Below are 18451 nucleotides of genomic sequence, written 5' to 3'. Positions count from 1 at the left end.
GTCCGGGCCTCGCCGTACGAGCCGATCCGCACGGCCCGCAGGCAGCCCCTGGGCGACCCCTGGGCAGCTCGAAAACACCTCGTACCAGGCGCGCTCACCTCTCGTCCGCGTCGTCCGGTGTGTGGGGCAGCAGGGGGAACAGGCGTGTGATGAGAGCCACCGGGCGAGCGCCTTCCGGGCGGGCCAGGGGCCGCTGCTCGCGATCCTGGTAGGGCGCGAGCGCCCGTCGGATCACGTCCGCGACCCGGCCCATCTCCTCGGGCGTCAGGTAGGTGACGGCACTGAAGGCCTCGTCGTGGCGCCATGCGGGCGGGGCGTCGTCCCGCTGGGCCAGCCAGCGCTGCCAGCTCTCGTCCTCCAGCCCCCGGGCCAAGGCGCCGAACTCGTCGTGCGCGGAGCCTCCTCCGGCCGGCGTGCGCGACGCCAGACGCCAGGGCCGGGCGCGTCCTCCGCTGTGAGGGGCTTCCTCGATGCGCCCGTGGCGAGCGAGCTGCCGCAGGTGGAACGAGCAGAGACCCGAGCTGTAGCCCAGCCGGGAAGCAGCCTCGGTCGCCGTGACGGTGCCGACCTCGGCGAGCAGTTCCAGGAGCGCCGTGCGGACCCCGTGCTCACGGAGGGGGGCGTCGACGTCCCCTGGTCGGTCGTTCGGGGCGTTCAGCTCTTCAGTCACTTTGCAAAGTCTGCTACTTTGCAAAGCCTCAGGCAAGGGGCACCGCAAGAAGCCGTCGCAGGACGCCGCCGCGGAGACCGTCGCCGGAAGCCCCGGCCGAGAAGTCTTGGCACACGTCCTGCAAGAAGGAGAGGCGACCGTGACCGACCGACACGCACGGGGCTCAGTCCGCCGGATCACGGTGGTCGGCGAGGAAGTGCTGGGCCGGCCCTGCCGGGAGGTGACCGAGTTCGGGACATCGGCCCTGGCGGCGTTGATCGACGACATGTTCCTGACCATGTACGTGGCCGACGGTGCCGGTCTGGCCGCCAACCAGGTCGGCGTCGACCTGCGGCTGTTCGTGTACGACTGCCCGGACGACCACGGGGTCCGGCACGTCGGTCATGTCCTGAACCCGGTACTGGAGCTGCCAGTTCCGGGCGCCCGGCGCCTCGTCGACGACGTCGAGGGCTGTCTGTCCGTCCCCGGTGCCACCATGCCCGTACCCCGCACCGATCGGGCGGTAGTCCGCGGATTCGACAAGGACGGCACCCCTGTCGTCATCGACGGAACGGGCTACTTCGCCCGCTGCCTGCAGCACGAGACCGACCACCTGGGCGGCCACACGTACCTGGACCGGCTCTCCAAGCGGGACCGCAGGGAGGCGCTGCGACAGATGACGGACCACCGTGACGACGTCTTCGCACAGCGCGCGGCCAAGGCCGCCGCCCTGGACAGGTGAGCAGAGCGGGAAGAGCGCCCGGCGGCGTCGGATCAGGTCTGGGCCATGTCCACGAACCGTGAGTAGTGGCCCTGGAAGGCCACCGTGATCGTCGCGGTCGGGCCGTTCCGGTGCTTGGCCACGATCAGGTCGGCCTCCCCCGCACGCGGCGACTCCTTCTCGTAGGCGTCCTCGCGGTGCAGCAGGACGACCATGTCGGCGTCCTGCTCGATGGAGCCGGACTCGCGCAGGTCGGAGACCATCGGCTTCTTGTCGGTGCGCTGCTCGGGGCCACGGTTGAGCTGGGAGAGCGCGATGACGGGGATCTCCAGCTCCTTGGCGAGCAGCTTGAGGTTGCGGGACATGTCCGAGACCTCCTGCTGGCGGCTCTCGGCGCGCTTGGCACCGCCGGACTGCATCAGCTGGAGGTAGTCGATGACGACCAGCTTCAGGTCGTTGCGCTGTTTCAGCCGCCGGCACTTGGCGCGGATCTCCATCATCGACAGGTTCGGGGAGTCGTCGATGTACAACGGGGCGGCGGAGACGTCCGGCATCCTGCGGGCCAACCGGGTCCAGTCCTCGTCGGTCATCGTGCCCGAGCGCATGTGGTGCAGGGCGACGCGAGCCTCGGCGGACAGCAGGCGCATCGCGATCTCGTTGCGGCCCATCTCCAGCGAGAAGATGACGCTCGGCAGGTTGTGCTTGATCGAGGCGGCCCGCGCGAAGTCGAGCGCGAGCGTCGACTTGCCCATCGCGGGACGCGCGGCGATGACGATCATCTGACCGGGGTGCAGGCCGTTCGTCAGCGAGTCGAAGTCGGTGAACCCCGTGGGCACTCCGGTCATCTCGCCGCTGCGCGACCCGATCGCCTCGATCTCGTCGAGGGCGCCTTCCATGATGTCGCCCAGCGGCAGGTAGTCCTCGCTGGTGCGCTGCTCGGTGACCGCGTAGATCTCGGCCTGGGCGCGGTTGACGATCTCGTCGACGTCGTCGTCGGCCGCGTAGCCCATCTGGGTGATCCGGGTACCGGCCTCGACCAGGCGGCGGAGCACCGCACGCTCGTGGACGATCTCCGCGTAGTAGGCGGCGTTCGCCGCGGTGGGCACCGTCTGCACGAGCGTGTGCAGGTACGACGCGCCGCCCACCTTGTTGATCTCGCCGCGCTTGGTCAGCTCGGCCGCGATCGTGATCGGGTCCGCGGGCTCGCCCTTGGCGTAGACGTCGAGGACGGCCTGGTAGATCGTCTCGTGGGCCGGCTTGTAGAAGTCGTGGCCCTTGAGGATCTCGACGACGTCGGCGATGGCGTCCTTGGACAGCAGCATGCCGCCGAGCACGGACTGCTCCGCGTCGAGGTCCTGCGGAGGCACCCGCTCGAACGCCGGGCCCGCACCTTCCCAGGAGCCGCCCTCCCCGCCTCGGTCGTGCTGTTCCTCGCGTCCGCGACCGCCGTCGGGCCGCCTGCGGGAAGCAGGCAGACGATCACCTGGTCCGCTGTCGGCCCACGGGTCGTCCAAGGGCTCGGAAATGCTCACCGAGCGGCCTCCTCCCGTCCGCCGAGCGGACCTCGCCGTGCCTCTCTTTTCTACGGCACGGCACTGACAAATCGAGAGGCCCGCCTCCGCTTCCGGCGCGTCGTTTCGGGACGGTTCGAAAGCCGGCGAACGGAGCGGGCGCCGGACCACGGTAGGCCCCCGGGCACCGTCAGCCAATCTGGTTATCCACAGGCCATGTGGACGACGGGCCGGATGCTGTGGAGAACTCCACGAAACCTGTGCACGACTCGGTGGACAGCGTTGTGAACAAGCCCTCGACGGTTTCCGCAGACCCACTTTGACCTGCTGTTTTCCCGTCCACCGGCTGTGCAGAAGAAAAACTTCGCCCATCGGGCCAAGATCGGTTCGAACGAGGTGCACAAGTGCGCAGCCGACACGGGCAAGTAAGGGTCCCAAAGCCTTTGCATCACTTACCTGTGGACGGTTAGATTGGTGCCCATGACACAGGCCCCCGCACGCCCTACGGCCGACCGGCGCCGGCACGACCGAGAGATCGTCGCGCTGGCCGTCCCGGCCTTCGGCGCACTCGTCGCCGAGCCGCTCTTCGTGATGGCCGACAGCGCGATCGTCGGCCACCTCGGCACGGCACAGCTCGCCGGACTCGGTGTCGCCTCGGCCCTGCTGACGACCGCCGTGAGCATCTTCGTCTTCCTCGCCTACGCCACCACGGCCGCAGTCGCCCGCCGTGTCGGCGCGGGTGACCTCCAGGCCGCGATCCGTCAGGGCATGGACGGTGTGTGGCTGGCGCTGCTGCTCGGCGCCGCCGTCATCGTGGCCGTACTGCCCGCAGCCCCCGGCCTGGTCGATCTCTTCGGCGCCTCCCACACGGCCGCTCCGTACGCGACGACGTATCTGCGCATCTCCGCACTGGGCATCCCCGCCATGCTCGTCGTCCTCGCCGCCACCGGTGTGCTGCGCGGACTGCAGGACACCCGGACCCCGCTGTACGTCGCCGTCGCGGGCTTCGTCGCCAATGCCGCCCTGAACGCCGGACTCGTCTACGGTGCCGGACTCGGTATCGCGGGCTCCGCCTGGGGCACCGTCATCGCCCAGTGGGGCATGGCCGCGGTCTACCTCGCCGTGGTCGTCCGCGGTGCCCGCAGGCACGGCGCGTCCCTGCGCCCGGACGCCGCGGGCATCAGGGCCTGTGCCCAGGCCGGCGTTCCCCTCCTGGTCCGCACGCTCTCCCTGCGGGCCATCCTGATGATCGCCACGGCGGTCGCGGCCCGCCTGGGCGACGCGGACATCGCCGCCCATCAGATCATCCTGTCCCTGTGGAGCCTGCTCGCCTTCGCTCTCGACGCCATCGCGATCGCCGGGCAGGCCATCATCGGCCGCTTCCTGGGCGCCTCGGACGCCGAGGGAGCCCGAGGAGCATGCCGTCGCATGGTGGAGTGGGGCATCGCTGCCGGGTTCGTCCTCGGGCTTCTGGTCGTCGTGGCACGGCCGGCATTCCTGCCCCTGTTCACCGGTGACTCCACCGTGAAGGACGCCGCCCTTCCCGCGCTGCTCCTGGTGGCGCTCTCCCAGCCCGTCTGCGGCGTCGTCTTCGTGCTCGACGGCGTCCTGATGGGCGCGGGAGACGGTCCGTACCTGGCCGGGGCGATGATCCTGACGCTGGTGGTCTTCACCCCCGCCGCGCTGCTGGTGCCCGCCCTCGGTGGTGGGCTCACCGCGTTGTGGGCCGCGATGACCCTCATGATGACGGTGCGCATGCTGACCTTGTGGGCGCGTACCCGTTCAGGCCGCTGGCTCGTGACGGGCGCGACACGCTGAAGCGTCCTGCCCACTGGATTCGCACCGCCGTCGGCAAGCGGTGTTTCACGTGAAACGCGCCCTACGTCCCACGAATCGCTCACCTCGACGACCACGAAGAGGGGGCCGTACCCCGCCGGGTACGGCCCCCTCTTTCGACTGCGGTCAGCCGAGCACGGCGATCAGGCCGCGACGACCTCGACGTTGACCTTGGCGGCAACCTCGGGGTGCAGACGCACGGACGTCTCGTGGGCGCCCAGGGTCTTGATCGGCGCACCCAGCTCGATGCGACGCTTGTCGACCTCGGGGCCACCGGCGGCCTTGATCGCCGAAGCGACGTCGGCCGGGGTGACGGAACCGAAGAGGCGGCCGGCGTCGCCGGAGCGAACGGCCAGACGGACCTTCACACCCTCGAGCTGGGCCTTGATCTGGTTGGCCTGCTCGATGGTCTGGATCTCGTGGATCTTGCGAGCACGACGGATCTGCTCGACGTCCTTCTCGCCACCCTTGGTCCAGCGGATAGCGAACTTCCGCGGGATCAGGTAGTTGCGAGCGTAACCGTCCTTGACGTCGACGACGTCGCCCGCGGCACCGAGGCCGGAAACCTCGTGGGTAAGGATGATCTTCATGAATGGCTCACCCTTCCCTTATCGCGCGGTGGAGGTGTAGGGCAGCAGCGCCATCTCACGGCTGTTCTTGACGGCCGTGGCGACGTCACGCTGGTGCTGCGTGCAGTTGCCGGTCACGCGGCGGGCACGGATCTTGCCGCGGTCGGAAATGAACTTCCGCAGCATGTTCGTGTCCTTGTAGTCCACGTACGTGACCTTGTCCTTGCAGAAAGCGCAGACCTTCTTCTTAGGCTTGCGCACAGGCGGCTTCGCCATGGTGTTTCTCCTGTGTGATCAAGAAGTGTGGGTACGGCCCCGCCTCTCGACCCGTCCCGGTCCGCGGACCGGTCCGAAGGCCTAGAAGGGGGGCTCGTCCGAGTAGCCGCCGCCGCTGCCGCCGGAGCCACCGCCCCAGCCGCCGCCACCCTGCTGGCCACCGGCGGGAGCGCCGGTCGCCCAGGGGTCGTCGGCGGGAGCGCCGCCACCGCCCTGCTGGCCGCCGCCGGGGCCGCCGCCCCAGCTGCCGCCACCCTGGCCGCCGCCGGCGCCACCGCCGTACCCGCCCTGGCCACCTCGGCCGCTGGTCTTCGTGACCTTGGCCGTGGCGTTGCGCAGGCTGGCGCCGACTTCCTCGACGTCCAGCTCGTAGACCGTGCGCTTGACGCCCTCACGGTCCTCGTAGGACCGCTGCTTCAGCCGGCCCTGCACGATCACGCGCATGCCTCGCTGGAGCGACTCGGCGACGTTCTCCGCCGCCTGGCGCCAGACCGAGCAGGTCAGGAACAGGCTCTCGCCGTCCTTCCACTCGTTCGTCTGGCGATCGAAGGTGCGGGGCGTGGACGCGACGCGGAACTTCGCGACCGCCGCACCGGAGGGGGTGAAGCGCAGCTCGGGGTCGTCGACGAGATTGCCGACGACCGTGATGACGGTCTCGCCTGCCATGGGGGTACCTCTCGGCGGGTTTGCTGCTGGCTGCTGGTGCTGCTACTCGGATCCCGAGGCCGGCTGAGCGAAAGGGCTCAGTGGGTCTCGGGGCGGAGGACCTTGGTCCGGAGGACCGACTCGTTCAGGTTCATCTGGCGGTCGAGCTCCTTGACGACCGCAGGCTCGGCCTGCAGGTCGATGACCGAGTAGATGCCCTCGGGCTTCTTCTTGATCTCGTACGAGAGACGACGACGGCCCCAGGTGTCGACCTTCTCGACCTTTCCGCCGCCGTCACGGACGACAGAGAGGAAGTTCTCGATCAGCGGGGAGACAGAGCGCTCCTCGAGATCGGGGTCGAGGATGACCATCACCTCGTAGTGACGCATGTGGAACCCACCTCCTTTGGACTCAGCGGCCACGGTCGTTCCGTGGCAGGAGGGTTGTGATGCGTACGCAATCGTGTCTGCCAGTAAAACAGCCGGCACTGACAACGGGGGTCGGCCGGCGGAATCTCCTGACCGTCCCCTGGTTGCCCCGCGCTCGGGCCGGGCAGACACAAGTGCAGACGGAACAGACTACCCGCACCCCCGCTTCCGGTTGAAATCGGGGCGCAGAACCCGGCAATCTGGACACCTCGGGTGTACATGGCGCTACGATGCGCTGCCTTTCGCAGGAGGTGCCCCATGGCACAGACGATGCGACCGAACACCGCCGCGAACAACGGCCTCTTCGCCACGGACGGCAAGTCCCATCCCCTCCAGGACACACTGCTCGCGGTGACCCTGGTGCTGGGCATCCTCGCCTTCATCACCGGGCTCCTCTTCCACGGCCTGCACCTGCTGAGCTCCTGGGCCGGGCTGATGGGCATCCTCACCGGGGCGTACGGCCAGTGGATCTCGGTGACGACACGCGAGCGCTTCGGCCTCATCCTCGGTCTCGGGGCCTCCGCCATCGGGTTCTTCCTCGGCATGGCGCACGGCGGTCTCTTCGGCGGCCTCTTCGGCTGACGCCGGCCCCGGCCGCTCCCGACACGGGCGGCGTCCGCCGGACCCGGCGGGCGCCGCCCGGACGCCGTATGCCGTGCCCGCGCCGGGCGACAGGCCGGTGCGAAGGTGGTGTGCGGCCAGTCTGCGCGCTCCCTTGGCGCAGTAGGCTTCGGCGCGAGAGCCGGAGCCCCTGAACCCATGGGGACACGCCAGCCCGAGGAGCGCCCCGAATGAGCCTGACCCTGAGGACCATCAGTCGAGAGCAGCATCTGGCCTACATCCAGAGCCTGCCGGCGGCGAGCCACATGCAGGTCCCGGCCTGGGCAGACGTCAAGGCGGAATGGCGCTCGGAGAGCCTCGGCTGGTTCGATGACCGTACAGGCGAGATGGTCGGCGCCGGGCTCGTCCTGTACCGCCAGCTGCCCAAGATCAAGCGCTACCTCGCGTACCTGCCCGAAGGCCCGGTCATCAACTGGTTCGCGCCCAATCTCGACGACTGGATCCAGCCGATGCTGGCGCACCTGAAGCGTCAGGGCGCCTTCTCGGTGAAGATGGGTCCGCCGGTGGTCATCCGGCGCTGGAACTCCGAGACCATCAAGAAGGGCATCCAGGACGCGGACGTGAAGCGTCTGCGCGACCTGGAGGCCGACTTCATCGAGCCGCGCGCCTTCGAGGTCTCCGACAAGCTGCGCCGCATGGGCTGGCAGCAGGGCGAGGACGGCGGCGCCGGCTTCGGCGACGTGCAGCCGCGTTACGTCTTCCAGGTGCCGCTGGCCAACCGGTCCCTGGAAGAGGTCCACAAGAACTTCAACCAGCTGTGGCGCCGCAACATCAAGAAGGCCGAGAAGGCGGGCGTCGAGGTCGTCCAGGGCGGCTATCACGACCTTGAGGAGTGGCAGCGGCTGTACGAGATCACGGCCGTGCGCGACCACTTCCGGCCCCGGCCGCTGTCGTACTTCCAGCGCATGTGGACGACCCTCAACTCCGAGGACCCCAACCGCATGCGGCTGTACTTCGCCCGGCACAACGGCGTGAACCTGGCGGCCGCGACGATGCTCATCGTCGGCGGGCACGTCTGGTACTCCTACGGCGCCTCGGACAACATCGGCCGCGAGGTCCGGCCCTCGAACGCGATGCAGTGGCGGATGCTGCGCGACGCGTACGCGCTCGGTGCCACGGTCTACGACCTGCGCGGCATCTCGGACTCGCTGGACGAGACCGACCACCTCTTCGGCCTGATCCAGTTCAAGGTCGGCACCGGCGGCCAGGCCGCCGAGTACCTCGGCGAGTGGGACTTCCCGCTGAACAAGCTGCTCCACAAGGCGCTCGACATCTACATGTCGCGGCGCTGACCGCGCGTTCCTCGTTCGACGACGTCGACAGTCTTCAACCTCTGACACACCGCAGCCACGAGAAAGGTTCCAGGTCCGGCCATGGCGCTCACGCTCTACGTCGACACCGCGCGCTGGCGGGCGCATCACAAGCACGTGCAGGAGCAGTTCCCCGGGCTGGTCCCGGTCTGCAAGGGCAACGGCTACGGCTTCGGGCACGAGCGGCTCGCGGAGGAGGCCACCCGGCTGGGCTCCGACGTCCTCGCCGTCGGCACGACGTACGAGGCCGCCCGGATCAAGGACTGGTTCGGCGGCGACCTGCTGGTGCTGACGCCCTACCGGCGCGGCGAGGAGCCGGTGCCCCTGCCCGACCGGGTGATCCGCTCGGTGTCCTCCATCGACGGCGTGTACGGCCTCGTCGGGGCCCGCGTGGTCATCGAGGTGATGTCCTCGATGAAGCGGCACGGCGTCAGCGAGCAGGAGCTGCCGCAGCTGCACGCCGCCATCGAGAACGTCCGCCTGGAGGGCTTCGCCATCCATCTCCCGCTGGACCGCACCGACGGCTCGGACGCCGTCGAGGAGGTCATCGGCTGGATGGACCGGCTGCGTGCGGCCCGGCTTCCGCTGCACACCATGTTCGTCAGCCACCTCAAGGCCGAGGAACTCGCCCGGCTGCAGCAGCAGTTCCCGCAGACCCGCTTCCGCGCCCGTATCGGCACGCGGTTGTGGCTGGGCGACCACGAGGCCACCGAGTACCGCGGCGCGGTCCTGGACGTCACGCGTGTGGCCAAGGGCGACCGCTTCGGCTACCGGCAGCAGAAGGCGGCCTCCGACGGCTTCCTGGTGGTCGTGGCGGGCGGTACGTCGCACGGCGTGGGCCTGGAGGCTCCCAAGGCGCTGCACGGCGTCATGCCGCGGGCCAAGGGCGTCGCACGGGCCGGCCTCGCCACCGTGAACCGGAACCTCTCCCCGTTCGTGTGGGGTGCCAAGCAGCGCTGGTTCGCCGAGCCGCCGCACATGCAGGTCTCGATCCTGTTCGTGCCGTCGGACGCGCCGGAGCCGAAGGTCGGCGACGAACTCGTGGCCCATCTGCGGCACACCACCACGCAGTTCGACCGGATCGTGGACCGCTGAGCGCCTTTGCGGTCGTGCGAGAGGCCGTACCCGGCAGCCGTCGGGTACGGCCTCTCGTATGACGCGACCGGTCCGGTTCGCTCAGAGCGAACGGTCTTCGAGGGCGGTCTCCGGGGGGCCGCCCCACTCGGCCGGGGCGTCCTCGACGTGCGCCGCGTGGCGCGCCGGCCGGGCGGCGGTACCCAGGACGAAGAAGTCCTCGGCACCGCCGAGCACACCGCCCGACGGGTCGTCCTCCCCGCCCCGGCGCACCACGTCGTGGTCCGGCATGAGGATGTCGCGCACGACGATCGCGCACAGGTACAGGGTTCCCGCCAGGTGGACGACGATCGCCCAGTGGTAGCCGTCGGTCGGCAGGCCCTTGTGGGCGTCTCCGCTGGTCGTATAGGCGAGGTACAGCCAGATGCCGAGGAAGTACGCCACCTCGCAGGCCTGCCAGATCAGGAAGTCGCGCCACTTGGGGCGCGCCAGCACGGCCAGCGGAATCAGCCACAGCACGTACTGGGGCGAGTAGACCTTGTTGGTGAGGATGAACACCGCCACCATCAGGAAGGCGAGCTGGGCGAAGCGTGGCCGGCGGGGGGCCATGAGCGTCAGTGCCGCGATGCCCAGGGAGCACAGCAGCACCAGCAGGGTGGCCACGGTGTTCACGAAGTCCGTGCTGGGCGGGTCGGTCGAGTTCTGGGCCCAGATCAGCCAGAAGGACCCGAAGTCGACGCCCCGGTCATGGCTGAAGTTGTAGAACTGCCACCAGCCGTCGCCGGCGAAGGCCATCACCGGCAGGTTGACGACGAGCCAGGCAAGAACGGCGCCGCCCAGGGCCTTGCGGTACTCGTACCACCTGCCGGCCCGCCAGCACAGGACGAACAGCGGACCGAGCAGCAGCACCGGGTAGAGCTTGGCAGCGGTCGCGAGCCCGAGCAGGACGCCGAAGGCGAGGGGACGCCGCCGCGACCACATCAGCATGGCCGCCGCCGTCAGCGCGACCGCCAGCAGGTCCCAGTTGATCGTGGCAGTCAACGCCAGGGCCGGTGCCAGGGCGACCAGCAGTCCGTCCCACGGCCGCCGGGCGTGGGTGCGGACCACGCAGACGGCGATGACGGCCGCGCACACCATGAGCATGCCGGCGTTGACCATCCAGTACCACCGCTCCTGGTACTGGATGCTTCCGCTGTGGGGCGTCAGCCAGGAGGCCGCCTCCATGAAGACGCCGGTCAGCACCGGGTACTCCAGGTAGGGCATGTCGCCGGTGAGCTTGTCGAAGTAGGGCACGAGGCCGTCGGCGAAACCACGCCCCTGGTAGAGGTGCGGGATGTCCGAGTAGCAGGCCTTCGTGTACTGGGAGCTGGCGCCGAAGAACCAGGCGCTGTGGTAGCAGGGTGCCTTCTGGACCAGGCCGAGGGCGAACACACCGATCGCGACGAGGGCGACCACCCGCACCGGGGTCCACCAGGACGTCCCGAGGAGGGCGTGCCGCCCGACGGGTCCGCCGATCAGCTCGCTGCCGGCGGCGGCGACCTCGTCCTCCTCGGTCGGCCGGACCGGGCCGGGCGCCTGCGCGTTCGCTTGCGTCGATTCAGCACTGGACATGCCGCACATCCTGCCGTACGCGACTGGGAATACGCCGTGGGCCGCCGCACCCGGGGGATGCGGCGGCCCATGTTTCACGTGAAACGGCCCGGCGGGGCGGCGCTCCGGCTCATTGCCGGCTCGGCAATGAGCTGCCCTCGCCCTGTGTCGCTGTCACTACTGCCACCATGATGACCTCGTGGGCGTGGGGGAGGAGCCTGCGCCTCCGTCCGACTGGCCGCCGCCATCACCACTGTCGCCGCCGTTGGCTCCGTTGCCGCCGTTGGCTCCGTTGCCGCCGTTGCCACCGTTGCCGCCGTTGCCACCGTTGCCGCCGTTGCCGCCGTTGCCGCCGTTCTGTCCCCCGTTGGCTTCGCAGCCGAAGAGGCCGCAGTGCGACTGCGTGGGCGACGGCGGGGACGGGGGCGGGCTGTCCTGCGGCTCGCTCGGCGTGATCGACGGCGTCGGGCTGTTCTGCTGGGTCTCGGTGGCCGACGGGGTGGGCGTGATGCTGGGTGCGGCGTTGACGACCTCACCGATGGGCTGGGGCGTCGGGAACTTCTCCGCCGGCTGGCCCTTGAGGGCCTCCATCATGTAGTCGTGCCAGATCTCGGACGGGAACGAGGCACCGTGGATCTGCTTCTGGTTACCGGTCCCGTACATCTCCAGGAACGTGCGCGACTTGTTCTTCTCGTTGTCGTCCAGCCGGAACATGCCGATCGCGGTGGACAGCTGCGGGGTGTACCCCACGAACCAGGCGGACTTGTTGCCGTCGGTCGTACCGGTCTTGCCGGCCACCTCGCGCCCGGGCAGCTTGGCGTTGGAACCCGTGCCCTTCTCGACCACGGTCTTCAGGACGTCGGTGACGTTGTCCGCCACGTTGGCCTCGAAGGCCTGCTTGGGCGTGTTCTTGTGTTCGTAGACCGTTCCGTCCTGGTTCTTGACCTCGGTGACGGAGAACGGCTCGTTCTGCTTCCCGCTGGTGGCGAACGTCGCGTACGCGCCCGCCATGCGGATGGCACTGGGGTCGGAGATACCGATGGAGAAAGACGGGAACGTCGTGCCGGCCAGGCTGTCCTTCTTCAGGCCCGCGTCCAGCGCCGCCTTCTCGACCTTGTCCAGGCCCACGTCCATGCCGAGCTGGACGTAGGCGGAGTTCACCGACTCCCGCATCGCCTCGCGCAGGTCGATCATGTACTTGGGCGGAGAGCCGAGGGAGTCGTTGCCGTCATTGGTCTGGAGCCACTCCTCGCCCTGCTCGTTCTTCCACACACTCCCGTCGTAGTTCTTGATCTTGAGCTTGTTCTTGCCGCTGAACCGGCTCTTGGGAGAGACCAGGGTGCGTTCGTCCGGCCCCTGTGTCTCGCCCCCGTGCGGGTCACGGACACCGTCGCGCATGGCCGCCGCCAGGACGAACGGCTTGAAGGTCGAACCCACCTGGGCACCGGTGGCGTCCGCGTTGTCGGTGAAGTGCTTGGTCCAGTCCACACCGCCGTAGATCGCCTTGATGGCACCCGTCTTGGTGTCCACCGAGGCGCCGCCGAACTGCACGTGCGTGTCGGTCTTGGGGCGCAGCTTGGGCTTGATGTTGGCCTTCTGGACCTTCTCCACCGCGGTCTTGAGCTTCTCGACCTTGTCCTTCTCGAAGGTCGTGTGGATCTGGTAGCCGCCCTGCTGCAGCTTGTCCGCGGTGATGTCGGTGTTGTGGACGACGTAGGACTTGGCCAGGTCGACGAGATAGCCGACCTGGCCGCTCATCCTGGTGTTGGACCGCGGGTTCTGCCACTTGGGCAGCGACCTGAACTTGTTCCGCTCCGTGGCGCTGAGGTGCCCGTACTCGACCATCTTGTCGAGCGTGTCCTGCATCTGGCGCGTGACGCGCTTGGTGTTGGCCTCGGCGGTAGCCGTCGGGTCGATGGCCGTCGAACCGGCCGGGTCGTAGTACGTGGCGCCCTTGAGCACCGCCGCCAGGAAGGCGCACTCCCCGGCGTCCAGCTCCTTGGCGTCCTTGTTGAAGTACGCCCGCGAAGCCGCCTGGAGACCGTAGGCCCCGCGGCCGTAGTAGGAGGAGTTGAGGTACCCCGCCATGATGTCTTCCTTGTGGAGCTTCGCACCGACCTTGATCGAGACGAAGATCTCCTTGAACTTGCGGGAGACGGTCTGCGACTGGTCGTTCAGCATCGCGTTCTTGACGTACTGCTGGGTGATGGTGGACCCGCCCTGGGTCTGACCGCCCCGGGCCATGTTGAACACGGCACGCGCGATGCCCTTGGGGTCGATGCCGCTGTCGGTCTCGAAGGTCTTGTTCTCCTGCGAGATGACCGCGTAGCGCATGTCCTTCGGGATGTCCGAGTAGTTCAGGATCTGGCGGTTGATCTCACCGCCGGTCCGCACCATCTCGCTGCCGTCGGCCCAGTAGTAGACGTTGTTCTGGGCGGTCGCGGTCTTCTGGATGTTCGGGATGGCCACCATCGCGTATCCGATGCCGGCGACCGCCACCAGGCTGCCGACGAAGCCGACGAACAGCCCCGTCATCAGCTTCCAGGACGGCATCCAGCGCCGCCAGCCGTACTTGCCCGCGCGCGGGTAGTCGATGAACCGCTTCTTGGCGGGCGGAGCCGTCCGTCCGCGGCCACGTCCGGGCCCCGCGGGGCCGCCCGAGTCGCCTCCTCTGCGCCGTCCGCCGCCCCTCTGCGCCGCCCGCCGGGCCTCGGCGCGGCCCCCGTAGGGGCGCTCCTCCTGACCCGCACCGTAGGAACCCGACCCGTAGGAAGTGGACCCGGAGGCGGATTCGTAGGAGTCGGCAGAGGACCCGGTGGCGCCTCGCGGGGCCGCACGGCGACCGGAGGACGAACCGGACTGGCCGCGTCGGGCCGCGGCACGTCCGCCTCCCTGCGGCTGCGGCGGTTTGCGACGGTGCTCGCTCATCGAACGATTTACTCCTCGGGCAGGCGCGCCCGTGCGCGCCTGGAAACAGCGGCTGGTTTCCGGTCCCCCCGAAGTACGGATGTGGTCGGTCGCGCATTCACCCGTACTGCACCGGGGACGAGGACGTCCCCAGGCGTCACTCGGTTCCCGGTGTTGTGCATGGCGGACAGACTACGCACCGTCAAAACCCCCCGGGCCCCGAAGTTCACCCCAAATCAGGCAACTTGACTCCAACGAAACGGTGATGTGATCCCGTTCACCCTGCCCCCTCTTGTCGCATGGGCGGGGCCGTTCTATCGTCTGGATGTATCGAGTCGATACATCAGCTTGAGATAAAGACCGTCACGGCACCCGGTGCGGCATCCGCCGCCACCGGGTCGCGGCAGGAAGGAGGCGACGATGGGCCGGCGTTCCGGGATCCTTGAGTTCGCCGTACTCGGCCTGCTCCGCGAGTCCCCGATGCACGGCTATGAGCTGCGCAAACGGCTCAATACGTCTCTGGGTGTGTTCCGTGCGTTCAGCTACGGGACGCTCTATCCCTGCCTCAAGACGCTGGTCGCGAACGGCTGGTTGACCGAGGAACCGGGGAACACCACCGAGGACGCCCTCGCCGCCCCGCTCACCGGGCGCCGCGCAAAGATCGTCTACCGGCTGACGGCGGAAGGTAAGGAGCACTTCGAGGAGCTGCTCTCCCAGACGGGCCCCGACGCGTACGACGACGAGCACTTCGCCGCGCGCTTCGCCTTCTTCGGACAGACCTCGCGGGATGTACGCATGCGCGTGCTGGAGGGCCGCCGCAGCCGGCTGGAGGAGCGTCTGGAGAAGATGCGCGCCTCCCTCACGCGCACCAGAGAGCGCCTCGACGACTACACCCTCGAGCTCCAGCGCCACGGGATGGAGTCCGTGGAGCGCGAAGTGCGCTGGCTGAACGAGCTCATCGAGAGTGAGCGGGCCGGACGGGACCTCAAGGGGTCCGCCGAGGGGCCCGCTCAGCAGGACACCACCAATGGAGCGACGGGCGGCCTGCCCCGGACCGGAGATTCCTCCCGGCCGGATACGCCCGGCGACACCGCCACGTGAGGTCCCGTCGGGGCTTCACCGAGTACACACAGGGAGCAACCGGAATGGGTTCGGTTCGCGTAGCCATCGTCGGTGTGGGCAACTGCGCCGCATCGCTGGTGCAGGGCGTCGAGTACTACAAGGACGCCGACCCGGCGACCAAGGTACCCGGCCTCATGCACGTGCAGTTCGGCGACTACCACGTGCGTGACGTCGAGTTCGTCGCCGCCTTCGACGTCGACGCGAAGAAGGTCGGCCTGGACCTCGCGGACGCCATCGGCGCCTCCGAGAACAACACCATCAAGATCTGCGACGTCCCCTCCACCGGTGTGACGGTGCAGCGCGGCCACACCCTCGACGGCCTCGGCAAGTACTACCGCCAGACCATCGAGGAGTCCGCCGAGGAGCCGGTCGACATCGTCCAGGTCCTCAAGGACAAGCAGGTCGACGTCCTCGTCTGCTACCTGCCCGTCGGCTCCGAGGACGCGGCGAAGTTCTACGCCCAGTGCGCCATCGACGCCAAGGTCGCCTTCGTCAACGCCCTCCCGGTCTTCATCGCCGGCACCAAGGAGTGGGCGGACAAGTTCACCGAGGCGGGCGTCCCGATCGTCGGCGACGACATCAAGTCGCAGGTCGGCGCCACCATCACGCACCGTGTCATGGCGAAGCTGTTCGAGGACCGGGGCGTCATCCTGGACCGCACGATGCAGCTGAACGTCGGCGGCAACATGGACTTCAAGAACATGCTCGAGCGCGAGCGCCTGGAGTCCAAGAAGATCTCCAAGACGCAGGCCGTCACCTCCCAGATCCCCGACCGGGACCTCGGCGAGAAGAACGTCCACATCGGTCCGTCCGACTACGTCGCGTGGCTCGACGACCGCAAGTGGGCCTACGTCCGCCTCGAGGGCCGTGCCTTCGGCGACGTCCCGCTGAACCTTGAGTACAAGCTCGAGGTCTGGGACTCCCCGAACTCCGCGGGCGTCATCATCGACGCGCTGCGCGCCGCGAAGATCGCCAAGGACCGCGGCATCGGCGGCCCGATCCTCTCGGCGTCCTCGTACTTCATGAAGTCCCCGCCGGTCCAGTACTTCGACGACGAGGCCCGGGAGAACGTCGAGAAGTTCATCCGCGGCGACGTCGAGCGCTGACCTCCCGCAGAACGCTCCTGCCAGGGCTGAGAGGGTCCCCGAGGCGATCGCCCCGGGGACCCTCCCGTATGTGAGGCTGTGCCCCATGGCCGTCGTCCGTGACCTGCGCGTCCTGCTGCGTCTGCGGGGCTTCAGACGGCTGCTCGCCGTACGGCTGTTCTCCCAAAGCGCCGACGGGGTCTACCAGGTCGCGCTCGCCGCCTACGTCGTCTTCTCACCCGAGCACCAGGCCTCGGCCGCCGCGGTCGCCTCCGCCATGGCGGTGCTGCTGCTGCCCTACTCCCTGGTCGGCCCGTTCGCCGGTGTCCTCCTGGACCGCTGGCGGCGCCGACAGGTCTTCCTCCACGGCAATCTCGCCCGGGCGGTGCTGGCCGCCGCGACCGCCGTGCTGATGGCGGCGGGCGCCGCGGACTGGCTGTTCTACGCCTCCGCGCTGTGTGTCACCGCCGTGAACCGTTTCGTCCTCGCCGGGCTGTCCGCCGCGCTGCCGCGGGTGGTCGACGCCGAGCGGCTGGTGGTGGCCAACTCGCTGTCGCCGACCGCGGGCTCCCTCGCCGCGTTCGGAGGCGGCGGCCTCGCCTTCGCCCTGCGCCTGGCCGGGGCGGACTCCGACGCCGCCGTGGTGCTGCTGGGCGCCGTCCTCTACCTGTGTGCCGGCCTCGTCTCCCTGCTCATGGCCCCGGACCTGCTCGGCCCCGACCGAAGGACGGCCCGGCCCCGGCTGGGCGCCGCACTGACCGGCACCGTGCGGGACCTGCTGGCCGGTGTGCGCCACCTCGGCACGCCGCCGCGCCGGGCCGCCGCCCGGGCGCTGGGCGCGATGACGCTGATGCGGTTCTGCTACGGCGCGCTGACGGTCATGGTGCTGATGCTCTGCCGCTACGGCCTGACGTCGGCCCCGGACGCCGGACTGCGCGTGCTCGGTCTGGCGCTCGGCGCGTCCGGCGCCGGATTCTTCGCCGCGGCGGTCCTGACCCCGTGGGCAGCCGGGGCGCTCGGCGGCCCCGCCCACTGGATCGCCGTGTGCGCCGGCTCGGCCGCGGTACTCGAACCCGCTCTCGGCCTGCCGTTCGCCACCGGCCCGCTGGTGCTCGCGGCCTTCGTGCTCGGTCTCACCACGCAGGGCGCGAAGATCGCCACGGACACGGTCGTGCAGTCCTGCGTCGAGGACGGCTTCCGCGGCCGGATCTTTTCCGTTTACGACGTGCTGTTCAACGTCGCGTTCGTGGGCGCGGCGGCCGTCGCCGCCGTGATGCTGCCGCCGGACGGGCGATCGGCGCCCCTGGTGATCACGGTTGCCGTGATCTACGGAGCGGTTGCTGTGGCTATGACCCGATTCGAACACCGGTAAGTGTCACATCAAAGCCACAGAGCCTTCGAGAGGTACAGGGAATGTCAGCGGGGCCCTGTAGCTTACGTGCGTCTTATTTCGACGCCATGTTCGCGTCATCGTGCCTATGTTCTAGGGGGACCCCCAAGTGACCACTCCGCCGCCGCCCCAGGGCCAGAATCCGTACGCCCAGGCCCCCACCGCGCCCTTGGGGCAGCAGCCCGGCCAGCCCGGCGTCCCTCAGCAGCCGTACCCGCCCCAGCAGCCGTACGCCCCCTTCCCGCAGCAGGGTGCTCCGGTGCCGCCGCCCGCACCGGCGAGGCGCGGCGGCAAGAAGGTGCTGCGCGTCGTCGGCGGCGTCGTCGTCGTGGTCCTCCTCGGCCTGCTGAAGTTCGGCGGCGCCCTGGGACTGGGCTGGTTCCTGGGCCGCGACGACGCGGAGACCACATCGGTGGGCTCGTGCATGCACAACGACGGCACGATGACCAAGGCCGACCTCAAGGAGGTCGACTGCTCGTCCGACAAGGCGCAGTACAAGGTGGTCCAGAAGTTCGACGGTTCCACCGATGAGGACAAGTGCAAGACCGTCACGGACGCGACGATCTCCTACGTCCAGTACGGCGGCGGTCACGACGTGGTGCTCTGCCTGAAGGACGTCAAGTAGGGCTCCGATCGGCACAGGTGAGTTCGGTGCAGGGCGAAGGGCCGGTGTTTCACGTGAAACACCGGCCCTTCGCCGGCTTCGGCTTCGCGGAG

The 18451-nt window shown here is 69.0% G+C and carries 17 protein-coding genes; 9 read left to right on the top strand and 8 right to left on the bottom strand.

Annotated elements, in window-relative coordinates:
- Window positions 1-94: 94 nt before the first annotated feature.
- The gene (locus AB0G56_RS10310; RefSeq protein ID WP_360966567.1) at window positions 95-670 is read right to left on the bottom strand and encodes an ArsR family transcriptional regulator; all 576 of its coding nucleotides are present in this window, start codon (window positions 668-670) and stop codon (window positions 95-97) included.
- Between the two features lie 139 nt (window positions 671-809).
- Here AB0G56_RS10310 and def point away from each other — a divergent pair, with 139 nt between their 5' ends.
- Window positions 810-1391 carry a peptide deformylase gene (gene def, locus AB0G56_RS10305; protein ID WP_360966564.1) on the top strand — a complete coding sequence of 194 codons (582 nt, stop codon included), beginning with the start codon at window positions 810-812 and terminating at the stop codon, window positions 1389-1391.
- 32 nt (window positions 1392-1423) lie between these two features.
- On the opposite strand, the gene dnaB is transcribed toward def, so the two are convergent.
- Window positions 1424-2902, bottom strand: coding sequence for a replicative DNA helicase (gene dnaB, locus AB0G56_RS10300; protein ID WP_360966561.1), 1479 nt, complete (start codon window positions 2900-2902; stop codon window positions 1424-1426).
- Window positions 2903-3361: 459 nt separating this feature from the next.
- On the opposite strand from dnaB, the gene AB0G56_RS10295 reads away from it, so the two are divergent.
- The gene (locus AB0G56_RS10295) at window positions 3362-4699 is read left to right on the top strand and encodes an MATE family efflux transporter (RefSeq protein WP_360966558.1); all 1338 of its coding nucleotides are present in this window, start codon (window positions 3362-3364) and stop codon (window positions 4697-4699) included.
- Between the two features lie 161 nt (window positions 4700-4860).
- On the opposite strand, the gene rplI is transcribed toward AB0G56_RS10295, so the two are convergent.
- The 4 genes from rplI to rpsF all read right to left on the bottom strand — a co-directional run bounded on the left by rplI (window position 4861) and on the right by rpsF (window position 6596).
- A complete protein-coding gene (gene rplI / locus AB0G56_RS10290; RefSeq protein ID WP_360966555.1) occupies window positions 4861-5307 on the bottom strand; it encodes a 50S ribosomal protein L9 in 447 nt (148 codons plus the stop codon).
- Between the two features lie 18 nt (window positions 5308-5325).
- The gene (gene rpsR, locus AB0G56_RS10285; RefSeq protein WP_003949403.1) at window positions 5326-5562 is read right to left on the bottom strand and encodes a 30S ribosomal protein S18; all 237 of its coding nucleotides are present in this window, start codon (window positions 5560-5562) and stop codon (window positions 5326-5328) included.
- A gap of 81 nt (window positions 5563-5643) precedes the next feature.
- The gene (locus tag AB0G56_RS10280) at window positions 5644-6228 is read right to left on the bottom strand and encodes a single-stranded DNA-binding protein (protein WP_360966552.1); all 585 of its coding nucleotides are present in this window, start codon (window positions 6226-6228) and stop codon (window positions 5644-5646) included.
- Window positions 6229-6305: 77 nt separating this feature from the next.
- Window positions 6306-6596 carry a 30S ribosomal protein S6 gene (gene rpsF, locus AB0G56_RS10275; protein ID WP_019324683.1) on the bottom strand — a complete coding sequence of 97 codons (291 nt, stop codon included), beginning with the start codon at window positions 6594-6596 and terminating at the stop codon, window positions 6306-6308.
- Between the two features lie 297 nt (window positions 6597-6893).
- On the opposite strand from rpsF, the gene AB0G56_RS10270 reads away from it, so the two are divergent.
- The 3 genes from AB0G56_RS10270 to AB0G56_RS10260 all read left to right on the top strand — a co-directional run bounded on the left by AB0G56_RS10270 (window position 6894) and on the right by AB0G56_RS10260 (window position 9661).
- Window positions 6894-7217 (top strand): hypothetical protein, encoded by a 324-nt coding sequence (locus tag AB0G56_RS10270; protein ID WP_360966549.1) that lies wholly within the window; start codon window positions 6894-6896, stop codon window positions 7215-7217.
- 209 nt (window positions 7218-7426) lie between these two features.
- Window positions 7427-8548 (top strand): peptidoglycan bridge formation glycyltransferase FemA/FemB family protein, encoded by a 1122-nt coding sequence (locus AB0G56_RS10265; protein WP_360966546.1) that lies wholly within the window; start codon window positions 7427-7429, stop codon window positions 8546-8548.
- Window positions 8549-8629: 81 nt separating this feature from the next.
- On the top strand, window positions 8630-9661 hold the full coding sequence (locus AB0G56_RS10260) for an alanine racemase (protein ID WP_360966543.1): 1032 nt from the start codon (window positions 8630-8632) through the stop codon (window positions 9659-9661).
- Window positions 9662-9742: 81 nt separating this feature from the next.
- On the opposite strand, the gene AB0G56_RS10255 is transcribed toward AB0G56_RS10260, so the two are convergent.
- Together AB0G56_RS10255 and AB0G56_RS10250 are read right to left on the bottom strand one after the other, a co-directional pair.
- Window positions 9743-11260: a glycosyltransferase 87 family protein gene (locus AB0G56_RS10255; protein WP_360966541.1), complete on the bottom strand. Its 1518-nt coding sequence runs from the start codon at window positions 11258-11260 to the stop codon at window positions 9743-9745.
- Between the two features lie 147 nt (window positions 11261-11407).
- A complete protein-coding gene (locus tag AB0G56_RS10250) occupies window positions 11408-14158 on the bottom strand; it encodes a transglycosylase domain-containing protein (protein ID WP_360966538.1) in 2751 nt (916 codons plus the stop codon).
- Window positions 14159-14557: 399 nt separating this feature from the next.
- On the opposite strand from AB0G56_RS10250, the gene AB0G56_RS10245 reads away from it, so the two are divergent.
- The 4 genes from AB0G56_RS10245 (at window position 14558) to AB0G56_RS10230 (ending at window position 18359) form a co-directional block, all read left to right on the top strand.
- A complete protein-coding gene (locus tag AB0G56_RS10245; protein WP_360966535.1) occupies window positions 14558-15238 on the top strand; it encodes a PadR family transcriptional regulator in 681 nt (226 codons plus the stop codon).
- 44 nt (window positions 15239-15282) lie between these two features.
- Window positions 15283-16365, top strand: coding sequence for an inositol-3-phosphate synthase (locus tag AB0G56_RS10240; RefSeq protein ID WP_360966532.1), 1083 nt, complete (start codon window positions 15283-15285; stop codon window positions 16363-16365).
- Between the two features lie 85 nt (window positions 16366-16450).
- A complete protein-coding gene (locus AB0G56_RS10235) occupies window positions 16451-17716 on the top strand; it encodes an MFS transporter (protein WP_360966529.1) in 1266 nt (421 codons plus the stop codon).
- Between the two features lie 127 nt (window positions 17717-17843).
- The gene (locus AB0G56_RS10230) at window positions 17844-18359 is read left to right on the top strand and encodes a hypothetical protein (RefSeq protein WP_360966527.1); all 516 of its coding nucleotides are present in this window, start codon (window positions 17844-17846) and stop codon (window positions 18357-18359) included.
- Window positions 18360-18451: the final 92 nt, after the last annotated feature.

Origin of the sequence: Streptomyces sp. NPDC021356 (assembly GCF_040641015.1) — a bacterium.
GTDB lineage: Bacteria > Actinomycetota > Actinomycetes > Streptomycetales > Streptomycetaceae > Streptomyces.
Note: the sequence above shows the minus strand (reverse complement) of the source record. Positions and strands in the feature narration are given on the sequence as shown.

Bases quoted from the DNA above. Each gene is read 5' to 3' on its own strand.
- rpsF (WP_019324683.1), bottom strand. From the start codon at position 6,596: ATGCGTCACTACGAGGTGATGGTCATCCTCGACCCCGATCTCGAGGAG.
- AB0G56_RS10270 (WP_360966549.1), top strand. From the start codon at position 6,894: ATGGCACAGACGATGCGACCGAACACCGCCGCGAACAACGGCCTCTTC.
- AB0G56_RS10260 (WP_360966543.1), top strand. From the start codon at position 8,630: ATGGCGCTCACGCTCTACGTCGACACCGCGCGCTGGCGGGCGCATCAC.
- AB0G56_RS10255 (WP_360966541.1), bottom strand. From the start codon at position 11,260: ATGTGCGGCATGTCCAGTGCTGAATCGACGCAAGCGAACGCGCAGGCG.
- AB0G56_RS10245 (WP_360966535.1), top strand. From the start codon at position 14,558: ATGGGCCGGCGTTCCGGGATCCTTGAGTTCGCCGTACTCGGCCTGCTC.
- AB0G56_RS10235 (WP_360966529.1), top strand. From the start codon at position 16,451: ATGGCCGTCGTCCGTGACCTGCGCGTCCTGCTGCGTCTGCGGGGCTTC.
- rpsR (WP_003949403.1), bottom strand. From the start codon at position 5,562: ATGGCGAAGCCGCCTGTGCGCAAGCCTAAGAAGAAGGTCTGCGCTTTC.
- AB0G56_RS10295 (WP_360966558.1), top strand. From the start codon at position 3,362: ATGACACAGGCCCCCGCACGCCCTACGGCCGACCGGCGCCGGCACGAC.
- rplI (WP_360966555.1), bottom strand. From the start codon at position 5,307: ATGAAGATCATCCTTACCCACGAGGTTTCCGGCCTCGGTGCCGCGGGC.
- AB0G56_RS10250 (WP_360966538.1), bottom strand. From the start codon at position 14,158: ATGAGCGAGCACCGTCGCAAACCGCCGCAGCCGCAGGGAGGCGGACGT.
- AB0G56_RS10265 (WP_360966546.1), top strand. From the start codon at position 7,427: ATGAGCCTGACCCTGAGGACCATCAGTCGAGAGCAGCATCTGGCCTAC.
- AB0G56_RS10240 (WP_360966532.1), top strand. From the start codon at position 15,283: ATGGGTTCGGTTCGCGTAGCCATCGTCGGTGTGGGCAACTGCGCCGCA.
- AB0G56_RS10280 (WP_360966552.1), bottom strand. From the start codon at position 6,228: ATGGCAGGCGAGACCGTCATCACGGTCGTCGGCAATCTCGTCGACGAC.